The sequence below is a fragment of the Paenibacillus amylolyticus genome (genome assembly GCF_047302515.1).
GTDB lineage: Bacteria > Bacillota > Bacilli > Paenibacillales > Paenibacillaceae > Paenibacillus > Paenibacillus amylolyticus_G.
The window spans coordinates 4727853-4746649 of the sequence record NZ_CP168019.1 but is presented as its reverse complement, the minus strand read 5'-3'; the positions used below and the strand labels follow the sequence as shown (position 1 = coordinate 4746649).

Below are 18797 nucleotides of genomic sequence, written 5' to 3'. Positions count from 1 at the left end.
ATCTCAATGTGTCCCGCACATGGAGGTTTCAGAGCTTTTTTCACTTAAGGATCTGGGGATAGAGCTTCGCGTGTTCCCAGCCATTCGTGTTACATCATTCTTTTACATCGTTGAAGTTTAGATGCTCGGTAGAAGCGAACGCTTCAATGGTGTAATTTCCTTGATCATAGATCAGTGTGGTGATGGAGCACTTGGGGATCAATTGGTTCTGCATAGTTATAAAATCGGAATGCCAGACGTTAAGCTCGCGCTCGATAAAGGTTTGCACCATAAAATCAGTAATGAGTCCACCATGTGCAACCACAATAATGTTACTGTTCTCCGACTCTTCATTAGCCAATTCGGTTAGGAGGGAGGCCAGCCGTTCACCAGCCTGTTTGGCCGAGTCTCCCACGGGTGGAATGTAATCTGGGTCAGACGTACATCGATCCCACATCGCAATGAATTCTTCGAATGACTGATCCGGGCAATCGCCCCAATTGGCACGTTCGCGCAGGCGAGGATCTTCAGTTATATGGGAATGGGTGTGGCGGGCAATCATGTTGGCGGTTTCTTGGGCTCGTCGAAGTGGGCTGGTAAGAATTTTAGTAACGGGAAAGGTGGCTTTGGAAAAATGAAGTGCTGTGGCTTCGGCTTGTAAAGCCCCTTCGGCAGTGAGGGAGACATCCCCGATTCGTCGTTCTTTGAGACCGTGTCTCACCAGATGAAAGGTGGTACTCATAAGTGGAAACCTCCTTAGTTATAGACAGTTTACATAAAGGATTAGATAGTATACTAATTATATATTTATCTAATTAAGTAATGCAATGATGGTTTTAACGAAGACAGTTTATATTCAACCTACAGAATTGCTACAATGGAGAAAAGTGAGGATTGATCGTGTAGAAATGGGGGTATGGACATGAGCATCACAAAGCGCTGGACAGGAAGCCTGTATCAGGAGGCATTGCGAACAGAGGATTGCGGGCCGCGTTTCTACGCGTACTATTACAAGCAATGGGACAACTATCGTATGTCCTATCACAATCATGATTCGACGGAGATCATGTATATTATTTCAGGAATGTGCCGGGTGGATATGCAGATGTCGGATGGGAGTTCGGAGCAGGCTGTTTTGAAAAAAGGACAGTTCATTATGCTCGATGCCGGTGTCCCGCACCGTCTGCTGGTGGAAGATGGCGTGCCTTGCCGGATGCTTAATGTGGAGTTTGCATTCTCAAACTCGCCTACTGGACAACTATCCATCCGCCAGCTCGCGTTGGAAGAGGAAGAAGTCCACACTCTACTCACTAATGCTACGCCATATCTGGTACTGCCTGACCCGGAAGAGGTGTATCACATTATGAAAAGTCTGGTACTGGAACTCGATCAGCGTGGTCTGCTGGAGCAAGGAAGAGCGAACGTGCCGATGAAGATCATTCCGCCAGAGGAAAGGTTACATCACCGCGAAGCCCGGAATCTCTCGTCACCGGAACAGGGAATACTGGTGCGTACATTGTTCATCCAATTGCTGGTCCGTGTTGCACGTCTGCGCGGAGAAATGAGCCGGAGTGCGCCAGATCAGGCGGAGCTGTATGTCAAACGAACCATTGAATTCATGCATCACAATATGGATCGCAACATTCAGATGAAGGATATCGCGGCATCAGTCAATCTGCATCCAGGCTATTTACATCGCATTTTTCGTCAGCACACTCAGCGCACACCTACCGACTACCTGACGATGCTTCGAATGGAGAAGGCCAAGATGCTGCTTCAGCAGACGAATATTCCGATTTCTGAGATCTCCGACTATGTTGGAGTAGGGAGTCGTCAGTATTTTCATATGTTATTCAAAAAATATACCGGTCGTACGCCAGTTGAATTTCGCTCCTCTATGGAACGACATGTCAGTCAGTACCCGCCGAATGAATGAGTGGATTGCAATTAATTTTTAACATTAATGAATGTTATGTTATTAGATCAGGATTCAGGTTTGAAAAAGTTAGGATTTTTGACAACAAGATCTTGAACAGGTCATGATTTTGATAACGCTTCCCCATTTGCCGTTGGTACAATGATTTCATGAAGAGAGTCATTAACCGAAGCGAAAGATTCGGATTAGGGGAGGACATAGACATGTCGTTTAAAGTGGCGTTTATCGGGGCAGGAAGTATCGGATTTACACGGGGATTGTTAAGGGATTTGCTCACGGTACCAGAGTTTAACAACATCGAGATTGCGTTCTGCGATATTAGCCAGCACAATCTGGACATGGTGACTGAGCTGTGTCAGCGGGATATCCGTGAGAATGGATTGAATATTCAGATTCAGCCAACAACGGATCGGAAAGAAGCGTTGAAAGATGCAAAGTATGTACTGTGTACGATTCGTGTTGGGGGACTGGAAGCATTTGCAACCGATGTGGACATTCCACTGAAATATGGGGTAGATCAATGTGTCGGCGATACGCTGTGTGCAGGCGGGATTATGTATGGACAACGCGGAATCGCTGAGATGTTGGATATCTGTAAAGATATTCGTGAACATAGCGCACCTGACGTGTTGCTCTTGAACTATTCCAATCCGATGGCGATGCTCACATGGGCTTGCAACAAGTACGGCGGTGTGCGGACGATCGGACTGTGTCATGGCGTACAGCATGGTCATCATCAGATTGCGGAAGCTTTTGGCTTGAAAAAGAGTGAAGTGGATATTGTCTGTGCCGGCATCAACCATCAGACCTGGTACATTCAGGCGTCTCATGAAGGTAAAGACCTTACAGGTGATCTGCTCGAAGCCTTCGAGAAACATCCGGAGTACAGCCGCACCGAGAAAGTGCGGATCGATATGCTGCGCCGCTTTGGATATTACAGTACAGAATCGAATGGCCATCTGAGTGAATATGTGCCGTGGTACCGCAAACGTCCGGAAGAGATCAACGAATGGATCGACCTGGGTAACTGGATCAATGGAGAGACGGGTGGATATCTGCGGGTATGTACCGAGGGGCGCAACTGGTTTGAGACTGATTTTCCTAACTGGATGAAGGATGAACCGATGCAATTCATTCCGGAAAAACGGGGCGAGGAGCACGGTTCGTACATTATTGAAGGGCTGGAGACGGGACGTGTCTATCGTGGACATTTTAATACCGTTAATAATGGAGTAATCTCGAACCTTCCGGACGATGCGATTATTGAGGCACCGGGATATGTGGATCGCAACGGCATCTCTATGCCACATGTAGGCGATCTGCCCCTTGGACCGGCTGCGGTATGTAATGTGAGCATTTCCGTGCAACATCTTGCGGTTGAAGCCGCGGTGAACGGAGACGACAAATTACTTCGTCAGGCATTTATGATGGACCCGCTCGTGGGTGCCGTATGTAATCCAAAAGAAATCTGGCAGATGGTCGACGAGATGCTGGTTGCACAGGCCCAGTGGTTGCCGCAGTATGGAGATGCGATTGCTGCCGCAGAAGCAAGACTTGCTGCTGGCGATCTTATTCCAACGAAGGAATATGAAGGTGCAGCACGTCTGAAGGTGAAAACGGTGGAAGAAATGAAACAGGATCGCGATGCCGCGAACAAAAACGCGGGGGAATCCGATAAAGGGAAAGATCGCGAGAAAGTGCAACAATAGATAAAAATGCGTAAGGGCCTCTCCAAAATTGGAGGGGCCCTGTTTGTTTTTATTTTTTTTCGACACCACGGATAACAAAGGCAAAAGAGGTATCACCCAAGGAAACCTGGGAATTTTGAGGGGAAGTCCAGCGGGCAAAGGCTCCATAATAATAAGTACCTTTTTCCTGCGCTAACTGGAATGAACCTTCTCGCAAAGAGTTGAGGGTGAGGCAGTTTTGTTTGTACCATGACTTGGAGTAGGATTACAGCCGGATAATATAAGCATAGTTGAAAGAAATACCAATGTGGTCAATGTTTTTATCGTATTGAAGAATTTTATTTGCAAGAGAGGAAGTTTGCTAGTGTTACTCTTGCGATGCATATTTACCATGCGTTACATATTACCTTTACAGACATAGTAATATGTCTTATAGTATACACAGGACGGAAGAAAGTCGGTGAAACTCGCAGATGGATGTACAAGTGATTAACAGTGATCTGATTAGGGGCAATATTGACCCCATCATTCTGAGTGTACTTATACCCGCAGATAACTATGGCTACAGCATTATTAAGGAGATCTATCGCAAGAGCGGAGAGCAGTTTGAATTGAAGGAACCTACGCTTTATTCCAGTTTGAAGAGGCTGGAGAAGAGTGGATATGTGGAGTCCTACTGGGGGGGAGAGACACAGGGAGGACGACGCAAATATTACCGAATTACAGTGCAAGGCCTCGAAGCCTACAGAGAGCAGGTTCAAGCTTGGCAGGCAGCCAAGGCACTGATTGATTGCATGATTGTCACTGGAGAAAAAGGAGATGAAGACCTATGAGATTGGAAGCTCGCATCACCCGTCATGTGAATCGTTTGTTCGCTCACGCACAAGATACATTAGACAATCGAGAATTAAAAGAAGAGATTCACAGCAATCTCGCTGCGCGGATTGACGATTATATCTCGCAGGGTATGAGTGAAGAGAAGGCGTTCCAGACCGCCATTCAGCATATCGCTGGTATGGATGAAGTGATGAGTGACCATCGAAGGGTACAACGTGTTCCTTACTGGACAGCGTTGTTGCAGTCTGCTCTGATTTATAGCCTCATAGCCTGGATCATTACCATTCCAATGAGAGTGCTGATGCAAGGCTCCGCCATAAACAATCTGCTTATGATCGTGAGTCTCATTGTTGGTGGCATGTATGTATTGTATCTGTTGATCAACAAGACGAACGATTCTGCAACTTCCGTGAAAACCACGGTTATTCGAATCCCTGCCTTAGTGCAGTGGAATCGCAGAATATGGTGGTTGTGGGCGGTATTAATACTCGTACTATGGGGAACGCAGGCAGCATTGCGATTCGGAAGCAACATCTGGTTTAATCGACCCATTCAGGTGGATGGACCCTATCAGTTTGCAGTGATCGTCATTGCCTTTGCCATCCCATTACTAAGTGTTATTATTCCTTTGGTTGTGCATCGGGCGTATCGGATCGTTAGTAAGTATGAAGTGAGTGATGCGTTATGAGAATTAGAAACATATGGATTATAACACTTGTTGTGTTGGGCATCATTGGCTTAGTGATTGTTGAAGGCTTCGTTAATCCGAAGATCGAGGCGAAACAGGCTCGGTACGAGGAAGAGCAGCAGAATCCGCTGACACATTATTTTGCCGCTTTAGCCAAATATCGCAGTCCCTACATGGGTGATAATTCAAACCTTAGTCATCTGAATCAGGCTTTACCTTTACGTGAAAGATTGAATGGTTATCAACTGTACCCGGAGACGTTCACGGTCCAAGTGAATTATAGCTTGGATACGCGTGGGATGGATGCAGAGGAACTTGAGCGGATACTTGTATATAATGCGGTTGCGAACTTTGTTATGATCGATAATCTGGAGCAGATCGTCTACCAGTTTGAGAATACCAGCCATACCTTACGTCGTGAATCTGCCCAACAATGGACAGGTACGGAATTAAAGGAGCTTCAGAACCCGGAGCTATGGAATTCGACTGTACGCGAGAAGCTGGTGGAACCGGCACAAGTGAAAGAGGCCTTTTCACAGATTGTTGACAATTAAGCTGCATGAAATAGAGGGAAATAGGCAAGAGACTCGACTCTTCTCCCATGCTATGTTATTATAAATCTCTGATAACGTGGTAACGAACTAAAGCGTTTGGGTTTTGGTTATAGACATGGAGGGGTTCGAGAGATGAGAAAAAAAGCGATTCTACTATTATTCATTAGTATATGTGTATTGATTGTGGCTGGTTGTTCCAGTTCCGCAAGCAAAGACGATAACACGATTGTTGTAGGAATTGATGATAAGTTTGCTCCAATGGGTTTCCGGGACGAGCAGAATGAAATTGTTGGTTTTGATATTGATTACGCAAGAGCTGCAGCGGAGAAAATGGGTAAAGAAATCACATTCCAGCCAATCGACTGGTCTTCCAAAGAATCAGAGCTGAACAGTGGCCGGATCGACATGATCTGGAACGGGTACACCATTACGGATGAGCGTAAAGAGAAAGTGCTCTTCACGAAGCCGTATCTGGAAAACAGTCAGGTAGCTATTACCTTGGCAGACTCGCCAATCACAAAGCTGGATGAACTTGATGGTAAAAATGTGGGATTGCAGGCGCTGTCCTCCGCGGCAGATGCACTGGCAGCAAGTCCCCTGAAGGATAAAGTGAAAGCTTCCGAATTTAAGGATAACGTGCTTGCACTGACGGATCTGAAGACAAAACGTCTGGATGCGGTCATCATTGATGAAGTGGTAGCGAGATACTACATGTCCAAAGAAGAGGGAACATTCAAACTGCTGGATGAATCTCTTGCACCGGAACAATATGGCATTGGTATCAAAAAAGGCAATGAAGAGCTTCTGAATCAGCTGCAAAAAGCGCTGGATGAGTTGAATACAGACGGAACAGCGGCTAAAATCTCCACTCAATGGTTGGGTGAAGATAAGGTTCTGAAATAGGCAGGTTATACACCTGATATATAGTTAGAAACAAAACGGACCCCGTATTCCATGCTGGAGCGATTCATGCCCCAGAGGAATGCGGGGTTAACAGATTAGAGGAGACAAAACAATGAGTTGGGATTATATATTGACGATTTTAAAACCTATGCTGGAGGGTGCCCAGACAACGATCATTATGTTTTTGGTAGCCATCGTATTGTCTGTGCCACTTGGATTTGCCGTAACGCTCGCCATGAGAAGTCAGTTTAAACCATTGGCATGGATTGCACACACATACGTCTATGTGATGCGTGGAACACCATTACTTCTGCAGGTGTTTTTCTTCTGTTTTGGTCTTCCTTTGCTTCCCGTAATTGGTGAGCATTTGGTGTTTGATCGCTTTGTTGCAGCGGCGATTGCGTTCATTTTGAACTATGCGGCGTACTTCGCTGAAATCTTCAGGGGCGGACTGCTTTCCATTGATAAAGGGCAACATGAGGCAGCGAAGGTACTAGGATTAACGAAGTGGCAGACAATGACCAAAGTCATCATTCCTCAGATGGTCCGAGTAGTACTTCCGGCAACAGCGAATGAATCCATTACGTTGGTCAAGGATACAGCATTATTGTATGCCGTTGCTGTACCTGAGTTACTTTCTTACGCTCAAGGGATAGTGAATAGAGATGCCAAGTTGTTTCCTTTTTTCTTAGCAGCTATTATGTATCTGCTTATAACATTGGTGCTTACTTTGCTGTTCAAGGCATTGGAGAAGCGTTTTTCATATGAATAAATTAAATCTGATCAATCAAAGGACTGTCTGCATATGACACATATAATAGAAGTAAATCAATTGAGAAAATCATTCGGTACACTTGATGTGCTGAAGCAGGTATCTTTCAACGTGGAACCAGGCGAAGTGATTGCCGTGATTGGGCCTTCGGGTTCGGGGAAAAGTACGATGCTGCGCAGCCTGATTCATCTGGAGGATATTTCGGGCGGAACGATTCGCATTCAGGATCAGACGTTGGTTGATAATGGCCGTTACGCGGGTGCCGCAGATATTCGCAAGATGACGGATCGTATGGGTATGGTATTCCAGCATTTCAACTTGTTCCCGCATCTGACCGTACAAGATAATCTGGAACTTGCACCGAAAACTTTGAAAAAAGAAAGCTCAAGCGTCATTCGGTACCGCAGTCTGGAATTACTCGGCAAAGTAGGGCTGTCGGACAAGGCTGATGTCTATCCAGCCAATCTGTCCGGTGGACAGAAACAGCGTGTAGCTATTGCCCGCGCACTCATGATGCAGCCCGACATTCTGCTGTTCGATGAGCCGACGTCGGCACTCGATCCAGAGCTGACCGGGGAGGTACTACGCGTAATCAAACAACTTGCACAGGAAAACATGACGATGATGATTGTCACGCATGAGATGGGCTTCGCCCGTGACGTTGCGGATCGTGTATTTTTCATGGATAACGGGGAGATTGCCGAGGCAGGTCCACCAGAACAGATCTTCGGCAATCCGAGGCTTGCACGTACCCGGACGTTTTTACAGCGGGTGAAAGTGGAAGGATAGAAGTCTGAACGTAGATATAGCCAGGTGCGAATGCCAAGCTCACATGAAATCCCTGGGGGATTCGCACCTCAGATTTTATCGAATGTGGCATTTTTGTTCCCTTTTGGCAATAAATACTTGAATATTCTGGATGTTGTAGATTAAAATGAATATAATAATTAGCTCGATAAACGAAAACACGTAATAAGTATAGACTCATATGCTGCTGTTACGTGTTTTTTCGCTGTCGCACTCCGTAAGGAGTGCGTGGATTGAAATGTCTGTAGAAGCAGAGATCAAAACGGTGCTTGGTCGCACTCCGTAAGGAGTGCGTGGATTGAAATATCGTCTTCCTGATCCTCGCGAAGCCAATCAAGTTGTCGCACTCCGTAAGGAGTGCGTGGATTGAAATTTGAACATGATGACATGGTTAGCGAAAGAGGTTAAGTCGCACTCCGTAAGGAGTGCGTGGATTGAAATGTTTAGGTGCGGTGCGTGGCGCTGTGTGCGGTGAGTCGCACTCCGTAAGGAGTGCGTGGATTGAAATCCCAGTACTGTCATATGTGTCTGAGAGACTAAAAGTCGCACTCCGTAAGGAGTGCGTGGATTGAAATATAATGCCGTCGCAGGTACCGTATAACGCGAATGGTCGCACTCCGTAAGGAGTGCGTGGATTGAAATCTTAAACGCGCCGTCAAGCTGCGAGTTCCACGTCGTCGCACTCCGTAAGGAGTGCGTGGATTGAAATTCCGGGAGCCGATGTCCACACCAGACACCACACGAGTCGCACTCCGTAAGGAGTGCGTGGATTGAAATAGCAGGGTCACGACAGTTGCATTGAGGTCAATTGTCGCACTCCGTAAGGAGTGCGTGGATTGAAATCTCAGTTCGCAAAGAAGTTGGGTAACCCAATGTAGTCGCACTCCGTAAGGAGTGCGTGGATTGAAATTTTACTACTCGTTTAGATGAATGTTTGGATACGCCGTCGCACTCCGTAAGGAGTGCGTAGATTGAAATTTGATTCCTGCGCGTGGTGGCGGACTTAGTTCCCGGTCGCACTCCGTAAGGAGTGCGTGGATTGAAATTTTTTTGAGGAGGCGATTAATTAAAAGCCGGTATTGTCGCACTCCGTAAGGAGTGCGTGGATTGAAATAAGATGTACATGCAGATGGTCTATGGAGGTACAGCGGTCGCACTCCGTAAGGAGTGCGTGGATTGAAATCTTTTTAACGGTCAGCGCCTGGTTAGCTGTACTTGTCGCACTCCGTATGGAGTGCGTGGATTGAAATGCAGGGGCGATGGCAGTGATAGTGCTATGCTTGATGTCGCACTCCGTATGGAGTGTGTGGATTGAAATTGGCTAAACCAAATCGTGAGATTATCAGTAAGCTAGTCGCACTCCGTATGGAGTGCGTGGATTGAAATACCGTACCACTGCTGTATCGATGCATTTGCACGTTGTCGCACTGCGTATGGAGTGTGTGGATTGAAATAAATGATCGCTTCCCAATGTTTACTCGTATGTAAGTCGCACTCCGTACGGAGTGCGTGGATTGAAATTTTTTAACTGACCAGTACCGTCATCGAGCTTATGTGGTCGCACTCCATATGGAGTGCGTGGATTGTAATCGGTGAAGTGAAGAGTGGAATTAAAGGCAAGGTTATTTCAGATCTTTTTGTTATGTTTGAACTCCTCATCCTGAAACTGGATTAATATACCCCCTATATATACATACTTCATATTGTTGTTCGATAAAGTAAATATTTTTAATATAATTGGGGTATTTACAAAATATGGAGCATGCTTTTCCAACTAATCAAGTATAATGATGTTACTTAACAAAGAAGGAGGATATACTTTGGATTATCGCCAGAATGAAGTAGATCGATATTATAGTGATACAGTTCCACCACCACCTTATGTAGTACCAAAAACAAACGGCAAGTCCATAACATCTCTCGTCTTGGGGATTCTGTCCGTCACCATTCCTTACGTGGGAATTTTAATAGGAATCGTCGCGATTTTATTTGCATCTTTAGCCTTCAAAGAGATCAGAGTTCGCATGGAGCAAGGGAGAGGGTTAGCGATTGCTGGTCTTGTCTGTGGAATCATAGGTACAGCCATTTATGTATTACTTATTTTGCTTGTACTATTGTTTAATTTCGCTATCTCAAGTTCTGAAATTTACTCTACATACTAGAAATATGAAGTTAGCAAACTTAGATTGTATCTTAAATTAAAAAAGCAAAGGCGCACTTTAACTCACACCTCTTGTTGACCAGAAGAGAGTGGGGCTTAGGTACACGCCTTTGCTTTTTATTTTACTTTTTACAGGTGAAGTGCGACTTCACTGCTGACGTCTGCGTTCTCCGTGGTGCGAGGCATCAGGAAATAAGTTAAGGTTCCTCCAAGACCAATCACGGCGAAGATGCACAGAATGCCGATCTGATCCCAAGCCACGCCGAACTGACCACTTGATATAACGGCTTTATACCCGGTTACCGAATACGTCATTGGCAGCCATGGATTAAACACTTTCAACCAATTCGGAATAAGTTCCAACGGGAATGTACCGGCACTGGTTGTCAGTTGGAAGATTAACATGAGAATTGCCAGGAAGCGTCCGGGATTCTCCAGCCAAGTAACCAAAGCCTGAATGATGTACATAAAGCTCAAGCTGGTCACAAAGCTGAATAAGAAGAATAACGGAATGCTTTGAACCTCCAGACCTAATACGGACAATACGAGCCAGGAAGCGAGAAGGGACTGGACAGCACTCATAATCGTGAAAGCAAGTGTTCTACTCACAAAACGATTCCAGCTACTCGTATCGGTAACCGTACTGCCGCGTGTGGGTACAACTAGCGTTGCAATTAATGCGCCGACAAAAAGCCCCAATGACAGGAAGTATGGCGAGAATCCAGTGCCATAATTGGGCACTTCGTTATGTTTATGCTCATCCACCTGAACGGGCTGTGCATACATTTCAACAAGTTCATCCGTCTTTTTCACACTGCTCGTTTCAGCTGCCGCTTCATTTAACTTGGTGGAAAGTTCGCTAGAGCCGTCGGTTAATTTGGTAGTGCCTTCTTTTAATGTTCCCGCACCATCATCCAGCTTGCGGGAACCTTCGGCAATGGTGGTGATTCCGTCTGAAAGCTGGTTCATACCCGTAACCAATTGGCCTGCACCTGTATTTAACTGACTCGAACCTTCTGCAAGTTTGGCTCCTCCGGCTGCTGCTTCGGTCAACTTGGTGTTAAATTGTTGAAGGCCCGTTGCAAGCTGCTTATGTCCGGTTGATAATTGTGTTGCTCCTTGTAAAAGTTGCTGTTCACCCTGCACTAGCTGACTGCTGCCTTGATGCAGTTGCTGTTGCGCAGCCTGAAGGCTTTTGCTGCCATCCACTAATTGCTGTCCACCTTGATAGACCTGTTCGCTGCCAGCGGCAACGGCCTGACTTGCTGCCAGTAATTGCTGAACAGCCGGGTTAGCGGCAAGCTCGGGACTTGCTTCGGCTAATTGGGCAAGTCCTTGTGCAACGGCCTTGGCACCTTCACTTACTTTGCTGCTGCCTTCCACTGAGGTTTGCAATCCGGCTACCAGCTTCGCACTTCCTTGTTCGGAAGCTTCCAGTCCAGCATCCAACTTAGCCGCGCCTTCTTGAGCGGACTGAATACCTGCCTGTAACTGTTTGCCGCCCGTTTCAGCCTGCAATGCACCGTTACCCAGTTTCGTGCCTGCTGCCGCCAATTGGGACAATCCATCCGACAGGGAGCTGGCTCCTGCATGAAGCGTACCGATTCCTTGTGCCAAGGTAGCTGTACCCTCTTTTAATGGTGCCATACCTGTTTCCAATTTGTCGGTTCCATCCGCCAGTTTGGACAGGTTCTTTTTCAAAGTAGAGGCACCATTATCCAGCTTGGCTGCGCCCTCGTTGATCTTGCCAGCACCATCTCCGGCATCCGATAAACCGCTAGAGATCTTCTCCACCTGATCCAGTAACGTTTCGGTATACGATTCAGTTACTTTGGCGGAGACTTTGGATTTGATCTGTTTGACCGCAGTTCCACCAATCTGACCCGCGAGGAAGTTGTATCCCTCATTGGGCTCATAGATCAGCTCCGCTGGTTGTGGGTGATCCTCCATCAGAGTGGTAGCTTTTGCTGAAAAATCCTCGGGGATCACGATGGTCATATAATACTTGTCGTCTTCCATACCTTGCTCCGCTTGTTCCCGTGTCACGAATTGCCAGTCGAAATCATTACTTTTTTTCAATTCATCGACCAGATTCTGACCGACTTCCAGCGATTTGTCATTGTAGGTTGCGCCCTGATCCGTGTTGACCACGGCCACAGGCAATTCATTCATTTTGCCATACGGGTCCCAGAATGCATTGAGGAACAAACCGCTATACAGCACCGGAATGAACAGCACAACGAGAATCGGAATGAATACTTTGGGTTTCTTAAAGGCGGATTTCAAATCCTGACCAAATACAGTTAATGATTTCATCATGTTCTCTCCCCATTATCACGCTACTCCGTTATATATCTATCTCTAATTTTACAAGGATTCAGCCGCACATCCTCCTCTATAATCCACTCTTGAGAAAGAGGCCTACGAAAGTCTTAATCTGATCCTTGTGTAGCGTAGGATGCGTTTTGTTCCAATCCGAGGTTAACGTGACATAGAGTTTCAGCAGGACAAAAGAGACCAGCTTGGGATCATCCTCTCGAATCTGCTGCAATTCCATTGCCCGCTGAACTTGGCGTTCCAGATATTCGAGAATCGCTGTCTCTACTTTCTGCAGACCTTCCTTGGCCTGTGGCGTGCCAAAATCGTTCACTTCCTGGAACAGTTTGATTAACAGCTCATGCTCCTCTCTATACTCCAGCAAAGAGTCCATACTCAGGTGTACGTTGTCCAGAAACGAATTTTCTTCCTTCACCGTTTGCTCCGTGATCTGTTTCATATCGGTAATGATGGAGTGAAGAATCTCGTCGAACAGTCCTTCCTTATTTTCGAAAAAAGTATAAATTGTTCCCTTGCCTACATTGGCGAGTCGGGCAACTTGCTCCATGGTTGTTGCTTTGTAGCCGAACAGGGCAAAGGATTTCTCCGCCGAGTCAATGACCTGTTGCCTTCGATCAATGATTCTCATGGTATATGCACCTCCTTGTTGTCTGAATGAGTAAAAAATGTGTCTGTAATTGACCGAATTACACATATGGTCAATTGGTCGTTTATAACTGTAGCACTTGAACAGGGATGATGGATGTGATCTTTGTCATGGAGTGGATGGGGGATGAAGAAGGTTATTAGGGGTATCCGTATGTGACTCAGACAGGTGCGAATGTGATGCTCACATGAAAACCCTGGGGGATTCGCACCTCAGATGTTGTCGAAAAGGGGTGTTTTATTGCCTTTTGGCATAACATAGACAGGAATAGATTGAATTATGATATGGAAAGTCATAGAATAATAGTGAAAAAACGTATTTGTGGTAGATAAAATTGTTAAGATACGTGTTTTTTCGCTGTCGCACTCCGTATGGAGTGCGTGGATTGAAATATCATTGGAGTCTAAATCCGAACAGCATTCGCAGCGTCGCACTCCGTATGGAGTGCGTGGATTGAAATTTATTTCGGACGACTCGCAATTTCGTAGTATTTAGTCGCACTCCGTATGGAGTGCGTGGATTGAAATCTGCTGAAGGTTTCGTCCGCGGCTTCGGCTGCTTAGTCGCACTCCGTATGGAGTGCGTGGATTGAAATATCTGCTCTACGTTGCTGTTCTTGCCGATCCTGGTCGCACTCCGTATGGAGTGCGTGGATTGAAATACTATGCCAGGCGGCATTACAGGGTCTGCAAATGGTCGCACTCCGTATGGAGTGCGTGGATTGAAATTAACGTATTAAGTGTTATCCCTTGCTCTTTCAGCGGTCGCACTCCGTATGGAGTGCGTGGATTGAAATCCACCGCGCCAATCCCCACGTTGCCCGATCGATGGTCGCACTCCGTATGGAGTGCGTGGATTGAAATTCTTGCGAGTCGGTCCGTCACCGCTCGGTCCATGGTCGCACTCCGTATGGAGTGCGTGGATTGAAATTGCGCAACCGCAAGAAGGTCCGCATACGTGTCCGCGTCGCACTCCGTATGGAGTGCGTGGATTGAAATTGGAATGTTTTTGACAGATCCTCGAAGATGAATTGTCGCACTCCGTATGGAGTGCGTGGATTGAAATCGTATATTCAACGCTAACCTCTCCGTATTCCCATCGTCGCACTCCGTATGGAGTGCGTGGATTGAAATCCGTAGAGGTTGCGGACGCGATCGAGGAATTGCGGTCGCACTCCGTATGGAGTGCGTGGATTGAAATAATCAAACCTAGGTAGCAGCGCTTTGACTATTGATGTCGCACTCCGTATGGAGTGCGTGGATTGAAATTAACAACAGGTTGACTCTGCCTCTACTTTGATTAAGTCGCACTCCGTATGGAGTGCGTGGATTGAAATTCATGACGCTCATTCTCTTTTTTAATCTCTTGAGTCGCACTCCGTATGGAGTGCGTGGATTGAAATTTGGTTATCTAGCAAGCGAACGACTTTGAAAGGGGTCTCACTCCGTATGGAGTGAGTGGATTGAAATATTGAGAATTATTGATGATTTGCTTGCAAAAAAGTCGCACTCCGTATGAAGTGCGTGAATTGAAATTTTTGGGTCAGGTAGAGAGTTGTTAAAGTCCTCGTCGCACTCCGTACGGAGTGTGTGGATTGAAATCGGAAGTAGACAAAAGGACGGCCGGGGCCGCCTTGGGTCGCACTCTGTATGGAGTGCATAGCTTAAAATTAGCTACTACTTATGAATGCAAATATACTTCAGAGCCGCTAACTGTAGGAAGTACAAAGGGGTAAAACTTTAATGTCTTACCTCAAAATTTGCAATAGATGAAGCACAAGCAAGTATTTGGGCAGAAAGATTTGCTCCTGATCTCTCACAAGCTGATAGATAGACTTCTATTATTACGAGATAGTATAGCCAGGCAAAAGAACAAAGAAATCGAAATTAGAGATGTGTAATATTTACTTTTCATAAACTAGAGGTAGGGAGGGGGAACATATATTAAATGTAATGGAACTGGAAGATATAGTGAATATACACGAGCGAGGCACACTACTTATAGGTGTGAGAAGGGTTCAGAATTTTTCCTAATTCGTTATAAACAGAATAAAGAAAAGATCAATTATTCAAACAGTTGTGAGTAATTGAAACGTTTAATAACTCTTTACTACATATATATTAAACACTAGTCTCTTAGCTATACAAGCAAAAAGAGTCGTGTAATTACCGACTCTTTTTGCTTTGGGGCATGTATTCCAGAAGGTCTCCCGGTGTAACATCAAGTCCGTTACAAAGCGCACCAAGAGTGTCGTAATCAATACGTTTTGTAGCGTTACCTGCTAGTGATGTAATGGTATTACGACTTACGCCAGTTAGTGCTACAACGTCTTTATTTTGTAATCCACGCTCTTTCATGATGTCCCCAAGACGGCAACGGATAAGTAATTCATTCATATAAAATTCCTCCAATGAAAAATAGTGCACAATATGTTGACATGTAATCAAGGTGATAGTATGATGGGTTCAACATAGTTCAGTCAGTATGTTGACATGTTGAATTGTGGGCAAGTCTTGTTACGCCAATCGTAACAAAAGGGGTTATCTTTAGCAACATTGTAATCTAACGATGTTCAAGGATTTAAATTTACTGAGCAGAAGTAAAACGATTAAATGAACCGTCTCAAACACCGGGATCTTCTATAATTAGGGAGGGGAAATAAATGATTTTACATGTTAACAAGTTGATTTCGCATAACAGGGTTAGTAGGAACACTCATACTAATGATTTTCTCATTAAAATGTCTGAGGGTTACCTAGCGTTTGAAAATAGAATCAAGAGAAGGAAAATACGCAATGAGAGCATCTGAGCATTTGAAACTTGCTTCGATAATACTTGGCCCTTTTGATGACGTTCAGGATTTTTATATTCACCAAGGATATGTTATGAATGAAAGTTATATCTTTTTTCTTGACGAAGGTACGCTATGGCTGCGACATGTACACAAGGTTGCTCACGTAGATCACTTATATATTAATGGAGATACCGGAGGAATAATTCTGGCTGAGCACCCTCAAGGAAATGTAAAAGAACTGATAGAGTCAATCGTGGATAGATTGTGCGGAATGGATGCGTTGACTTTTCTCACGGATGTCCTTTTGTGGACTCCAGAACGTGTTGACATGAACTTGAAGCTTGATCGATTTCAATAAAAAAACTGATATTATATTATGATACGATGGTCAGAGTAGCATTTTAGAATGAGATCAAATACATTGAATATTGTCTTTGGTTCTTTAGATGTCGATATATGAAAATAAAATTTCTAAAGTAACAAAGATTAAACCTGTAAATAGCTCTATTTAATGGTGCGAATGTTAAGCTCACATAAAATCTCTAGGAGATTCGCACCTCGAAAATTGTCGATTAAGTTATTATTGTCCCCTTTTGGCAACATCATTCTTGAATTAACTGGATTATGTGTATTAAGATGAATTTATTATCATTTACTAAATGACAGAATAACGTTAAAAACATCTTTTTTGAGACGACTATACTTTACTTTCTGCTGTCGCACTCTATAGGAGTGCGTGGATTGAAATCATTTATAATCACAGTATATTATGTCCCGTTTAACGTCGCACTCTATAGGAGTGCGTGGATTGAAATTCCCCCATAGCCAGCTGAGGTAAAGTTGTCTCATCGTCGCAATCTATATGAGTGCGTGGATTGAAATTCTTGTCCTCATTGCGGTCATGTATACACTGCCTGTCGCAATCTATATGAGTACGTGGATTGAAATAATCCAAGCGCTTTTATGGGTTATGTGTTCAGTCGCACTCTGTGTAAGTACGTGGAATGAAATCTTTGTAGTAGCGTTGTTACAGGTACGGGTGTCTGATCGCACTCCGTATGGAATGCAAATCGAATCCCTAAAAAAGTCTTACCTTTCTCATGCTAAGCATGGATAAGTGGGTAGGACTTTTCTATTTCAGAGAAATAAAAAATATTAAGTATAGAAAAAATACTGAAAACTGAAATGTGCTATTAAATGCAGCATATTTTAAGATCTTTTGTTAAACAATAGATTTGACCTATGGTAGAAAAATCAATATAATGTTATTAATTGTAAAATAAGGAGGAAGGGTATGTCGAGGTATTATGATGGATACGGATTAGACTCGACTGTGACACTTCTCAGAATAGCTTATGGTCTTGACAACTGGAGAGAGGTCGTTAAGTTAGGTGAAACACTTTATGAAGAATCACTTCGTATATATAATTTACAAATGTTGACTAAGGAACAGGACATCGTTGAAATACATACGCAACGGGCAATAGTATATTACATTGGATACAGTCGTTTGATGCAAGGAATAGCGTATCAAAAACTACTAGAGTTTGATAAAGCTAGGGAATGCGTATTACAATATAGTGATTTTCAGTGGATTAAATTGACTAATCAAGAGACACTTAATGAAATTGAATTTTATAGCGATATAGCCAAGATCAATTTAATGGTTTTGGATTTACTTGAGGGTAATGCTACAAAGCTTGATGAATACGTAGCTTACATTCAAAAGTCAAAAGGTGAGATCATGTCTGGAATATTAACTCTCCTTGAAGCCAATCGTTTAAATAATTTACCTATTCAGGAGTTTGAGTATCTATTTGAAAAACATCGTTTGATTAGTGATACTACCATAATGACTGATATTGATGTTTCTTATTATCTAAAATTTAGTTTTGAGTTGGCGATGTACTATAGCCGTAATGGTAATGACTCCGATGCAATCGACATCTTACTGAATTGTTTGGCAATATCTCCTAAAATTAATCAGAATAAGATAAAATATGTAGCCTTTTTTGAAAAAATCAGAGAGCAGGCTACACATGCACAGATTAACACTTACAAATCTATCTTAGAGGGGATGTTATGATGAAGAAAAGAAATGCTCTAAATATGGTGTATTCAATTGTTTTGGCAACGTTAGCAGTACTCCCAATTGAGAGTATAATGCAGTTATTTAATCATGGTGTTGGTCATTAATTTTTAAATAATCTACTGAATACAGAAAATCTGTCCAAAGTATAAACTATACCCTAAAGAGTAGACACTTTAAAAAAGTTCTCTATGGGGTATTTTTGTTGTATGCCACGATTTAGGATTAACTCAGGAGTAAAAAAATTATGCGTTACTTTCTGCTGTCGCACTTTATACGAGTGCGTGGATTGAAATTTCCTTCCTAGGTAGGTTGATTGGTGCCCACTGTGGTCGCAATCTATACAAATGCACTAAAGTGGCAATCACAAGTCAAAAGACTTACCATCATCTACACTAATCTGTAGCATGAGGTGAGTTTTTTTATTTGATTTGAATACAGTTTTGACTTAGCTGCAAAAGTATTACTGCCTTTTTAACAAATTACATAATATTCTAAAAATATAGGGTTTATAGAAGGGAAATGTATTTTGGTGTCGAAATTTACAATGTGAGTCTTTTTGCCTATGGATCTGGGATTAATGTCATGAAATTCAGTGGAGGTGAA

Annotated in this window: 15 protein-coding genes and 2 CRISPR repeat arrays; of the genes, 11 read left to right on the top strand and 4 right to left on the bottom strand. The window is 44.0% G+C overall.

All coding sequences use genetic code 11. The annotated features are described in order from the left end of the window. Window positions 1–94 precede the first annotated feature (94 nt). On the bottom strand, window positions 95–721 hold the full coding sequence (locus ACDJ59_RS20725) for a histidine phosphatase family protein (protein ID WP_413405393.1): 627 nt from the start codon (window positions 719–721) through the stop codon (window positions 95–97). Window positions 722–901: 180 nt separating this feature from the next. On the opposite strand from ACDJ59_RS20725, the gene ACDJ59_RS20720 reads away from it, so the two are divergent. The 9 genes from ACDJ59_RS20720 (at window position 902) to ACDJ59_RS20680 (ending at window position 10326) form a co-directional block, all read left to right on the top strand. After that, complete coding sequence (locus ACDJ59_RS20720; protein WP_413405391.1) at window positions 902–1915, top strand: AraC family transcriptional regulator; 1014 nt, start codon at window positions 902–904, stop codon at window positions 1913–1915. Between the two features lie 203 nt (window positions 1916–2118). Continuing rightward, window positions 2119–3624, top strand: coding sequence for an alpha-glucosidase/alpha-galactosidase (locus ACDJ59_RS20715; protein ID WP_413405389.1), 1506 nt, complete (start codon window positions 2119–2121; stop codon window positions 3622–3624). Window positions 3625–4076: 452 nt separating this feature from the next. Next, window positions 4077–4436 (top strand): PadR family transcriptional regulator, encoded by a 360-nt coding sequence (locus tag ACDJ59_RS20710; RefSeq protein WP_149846329.1) that lies wholly within the window; start codon window positions 4077–4079, stop codon window positions 4434–4436. Continuing rightward, a complete protein-coding gene (locus ACDJ59_RS20705; protein WP_340019406.1) occupies window positions 4433–5128 on the top strand; it encodes a permease prefix domain 1-containing protein in 696 nt (231 codons plus the stop codon). The genes ACDJ59_RS20710 and ACDJ59_RS20705 overlap by 4 nt, the downstream gene beginning before the upstream one ends. Continuing rightward, window positions 5125–5682, top strand: a complete 558-nt coding sequence (locus tag ACDJ59_RS20700; RefSeq protein WP_413405386.1) for a DUF4825 domain-containing protein — start codon at window positions 5125–5127, stop codon at window positions 5680–5682. The genes ACDJ59_RS20705 and ACDJ59_RS20700 overlap by 4 nt, the downstream gene beginning before the upstream one ends. A gap of 132 nt (window positions 5683–5814) precedes the next feature. Then, window positions 5815–6585 carry an amino acid ABC transporter substrate-binding protein gene (locus ACDJ59_RS20695; protein ID WP_413405384.1) on the top strand — a complete coding sequence of 257 codons (771 nt, stop codon included), beginning with the start codon at window positions 5815–5817 and terminating at the stop codon, window positions 6583–6585. Between the two features lie 112 nt (window positions 6586–6697). Continuing rightward, window positions 6698–7357: an amino acid ABC transporter permease gene (locus ACDJ59_RS20690; RefSeq protein WP_253505984.1), complete on the top strand. Its 660-nt coding sequence runs from the start codon at window positions 6698–6700 to the stop codon at window positions 7355–7357. A gap of 33 nt (window positions 7358–7390) precedes the next feature. Continuing rightward, window positions 7391–8146, top strand: a complete 756-nt coding sequence (locus ACDJ59_RS20685; RefSeq protein ID WP_413405382.1) for an amino acid ABC transporter ATP-binding protein — start codon at window positions 7391–7393, stop codon at window positions 8144–8146. A gap of 225 nt (window positions 8147–8371) precedes the next feature. Beyond that, window positions 8372–9754: a CRISPR direct-repeat array (repeat unit 33 nt; unit sequence GTCGCACTCCGTAAGGAGTGCGTGGATTGAAAT). A 230-nt stretch (window positions 9755–9984) separates the two neighbouring features. After that, the gene (locus ACDJ59_RS20680) at window positions 9985–10326 is read left to right on the top strand and encodes a DUF4190 domain-containing protein (protein WP_413405380.1); all 342 of its coding nucleotides are present in this window, start codon (window positions 9985–9987) and stop codon (window positions 10324–10326) included. A 128-nt stretch (window positions 10327–10454) separates the two neighbouring features. On the opposite strand, the gene ACDJ59_RS20675 is transcribed toward ACDJ59_RS20680, so the two are convergent. The 3 genes from ACDJ59_RS20675 to ACDJ59_RS20665 all read right to left on the bottom strand — a co-directional run bounded on the left by ACDJ59_RS20675 (window position 10455) and on the right by ACDJ59_RS20665 (window position 15704). After that, window positions 10455–12641, bottom strand: coding sequence for a YhgE/Pip family protein (locus tag ACDJ59_RS20675; protein WP_413409874.1), 2187 nt, complete (start codon window positions 12639–12641; stop codon window positions 10455–10457). 79 nt (window positions 12642–12720) lie between these two features. Beyond that, the gene (locus tag ACDJ59_RS20670) at window positions 12721–13290 is read right to left on the bottom strand and encodes a TetR/AcrR family transcriptional regulator (protein ID WP_413405378.1); all 570 of its coding nucleotides are present in this window, start codon (window positions 13288–13290) and stop codon (window positions 12721–12723) included. A 377-nt stretch (window positions 13291–13667) separates the two neighbouring features. Next, window positions 13668–14978: direct repeats of the CRISPR family, unit length 33 nt; unit sequence GTCGCACTCCGTATGGAGTGCGTGGATTGAAAT. 495 nt (window positions 14979–15473) lie between these two features. Then, on the bottom strand, window positions 15474–15704 hold the full coding sequence (locus ACDJ59_RS20665) for a helix-turn-helix domain-containing protein (RefSeq protein WP_413405376.1): 231 nt from the start codon (window positions 15702–15704) through the stop codon (window positions 15474–15476). Window positions 15705–16103: 399 nt separating this feature from the next. On the opposite strand from ACDJ59_RS20665, the gene ACDJ59_RS20660 reads away from it, so the two are divergent. Next, window positions 16104–16460 (top strand): hypothetical protein, encoded by a 357-nt coding sequence (locus ACDJ59_RS20660; protein ID WP_413405374.1) that lies wholly within the window; start codon window positions 16104–16106, stop codon window positions 16458–16460. 936 nt (window positions 16461–17396) lie between these two features. Continuing rightward, window positions 17397–18188, top strand: a complete 792-nt coding sequence (locus ACDJ59_RS20655; RefSeq protein WP_017690356.1) for a hypothetical protein — start codon at window positions 17397–17399, stop codon at window positions 18186–18188. Window positions 18189–18797 lie beyond the last annotated feature (609 nt).

Excerpts from the sequence above, each read along its gene's own strand:
- ACDJ59_RS20675 (WP_413409874.1), bottom strand. The coding sequence starts at position 12,641 with ATGAAATCATTAACTGTATTTGGTCAGGATTTGAAATCCGCCTTTAAG.
- ACDJ59_RS20715 (WP_413405389.1), top strand. The coding sequence starts at position 2,119 with ATGTCGTTTAAAGTGGCGTTTATCGGGGCAGGAAGTATCGGATTTACA.
- ACDJ59_RS20685 (WP_413405382.1), top strand. The coding sequence starts at position 7,391 with ATGACACATATAATAGAAGTAAATCAATTGAGAAAATCATTCGGTACA.
- ACDJ59_RS20665 (WP_413405376.1), bottom strand. The coding sequence starts at position 15,704 with ATGAATGAATTACTTATCCGTTGCCGTCTTGGGGACATCATGAAAGAG.
- ACDJ59_RS20700 (WP_413405386.1), top strand. The coding sequence starts at position 5,125 with ATGAGAATTAGAAACATATGGATTATAACACTTGTTGTGTTGGGCATC.
- ACDJ59_RS20705 (WP_340019406.1), top strand. The coding sequence starts at position 4,433 with ATGAGATTGGAAGCTCGCATCACCCGTCATGTGAATCGTTTGTTCGCT.
- ACDJ59_RS20660 (WP_413405374.1), top strand. The coding sequence starts at position 16,104 with ATGAGAGCATCTGAGCATTTGAAACTTGCTTCGATAATACTTGGCCCT.
- ACDJ59_RS20695 (WP_413405384.1), top strand. The coding sequence starts at position 5,815 with ATGAGAAAAAAAGCGATTCTACTATTATTCATTAGTATATGTGTATTG.
- ACDJ59_RS20710 (WP_149846329.1), top strand. The coding sequence starts at position 4,077 with ATGGATGTACAAGTGATTAACAGTGATCTGATTAGGGGCAATATTGAC.
- ACDJ59_RS20655 (WP_017690356.1), top strand. The coding sequence starts at position 17,397 with ATGTCGAGGTATTATGATGGATACGGATTAGACTCGACTGTGACACTT.
- ACDJ59_RS20670 (WP_413405378.1), bottom strand. The coding sequence starts at position 13,290 with ATGAGAATCATTGATCGAAGGCAACAGGTCATTGACTCGGCGGAGAAA.
- ACDJ59_RS20690 (WP_253505984.1), top strand. The coding sequence starts at position 6,698 with ATGAGTTGGGATTATATATTGACGATTTTAAAACCTATGCTGGAGGGT.
- ACDJ59_RS20720 (WP_413405391.1), top strand. The coding sequence starts at position 902 with ATGAGCATCACAAAGCGCTGGACAGGAAGCCTGTATCAGGAGGCATTG.
- ACDJ59_RS20725 (WP_413405393.1), bottom strand. The coding sequence starts at position 721 with ATGAGTACCACCTTTCATCTGGTGAGACACGGTCTCAAAGAACGACGA.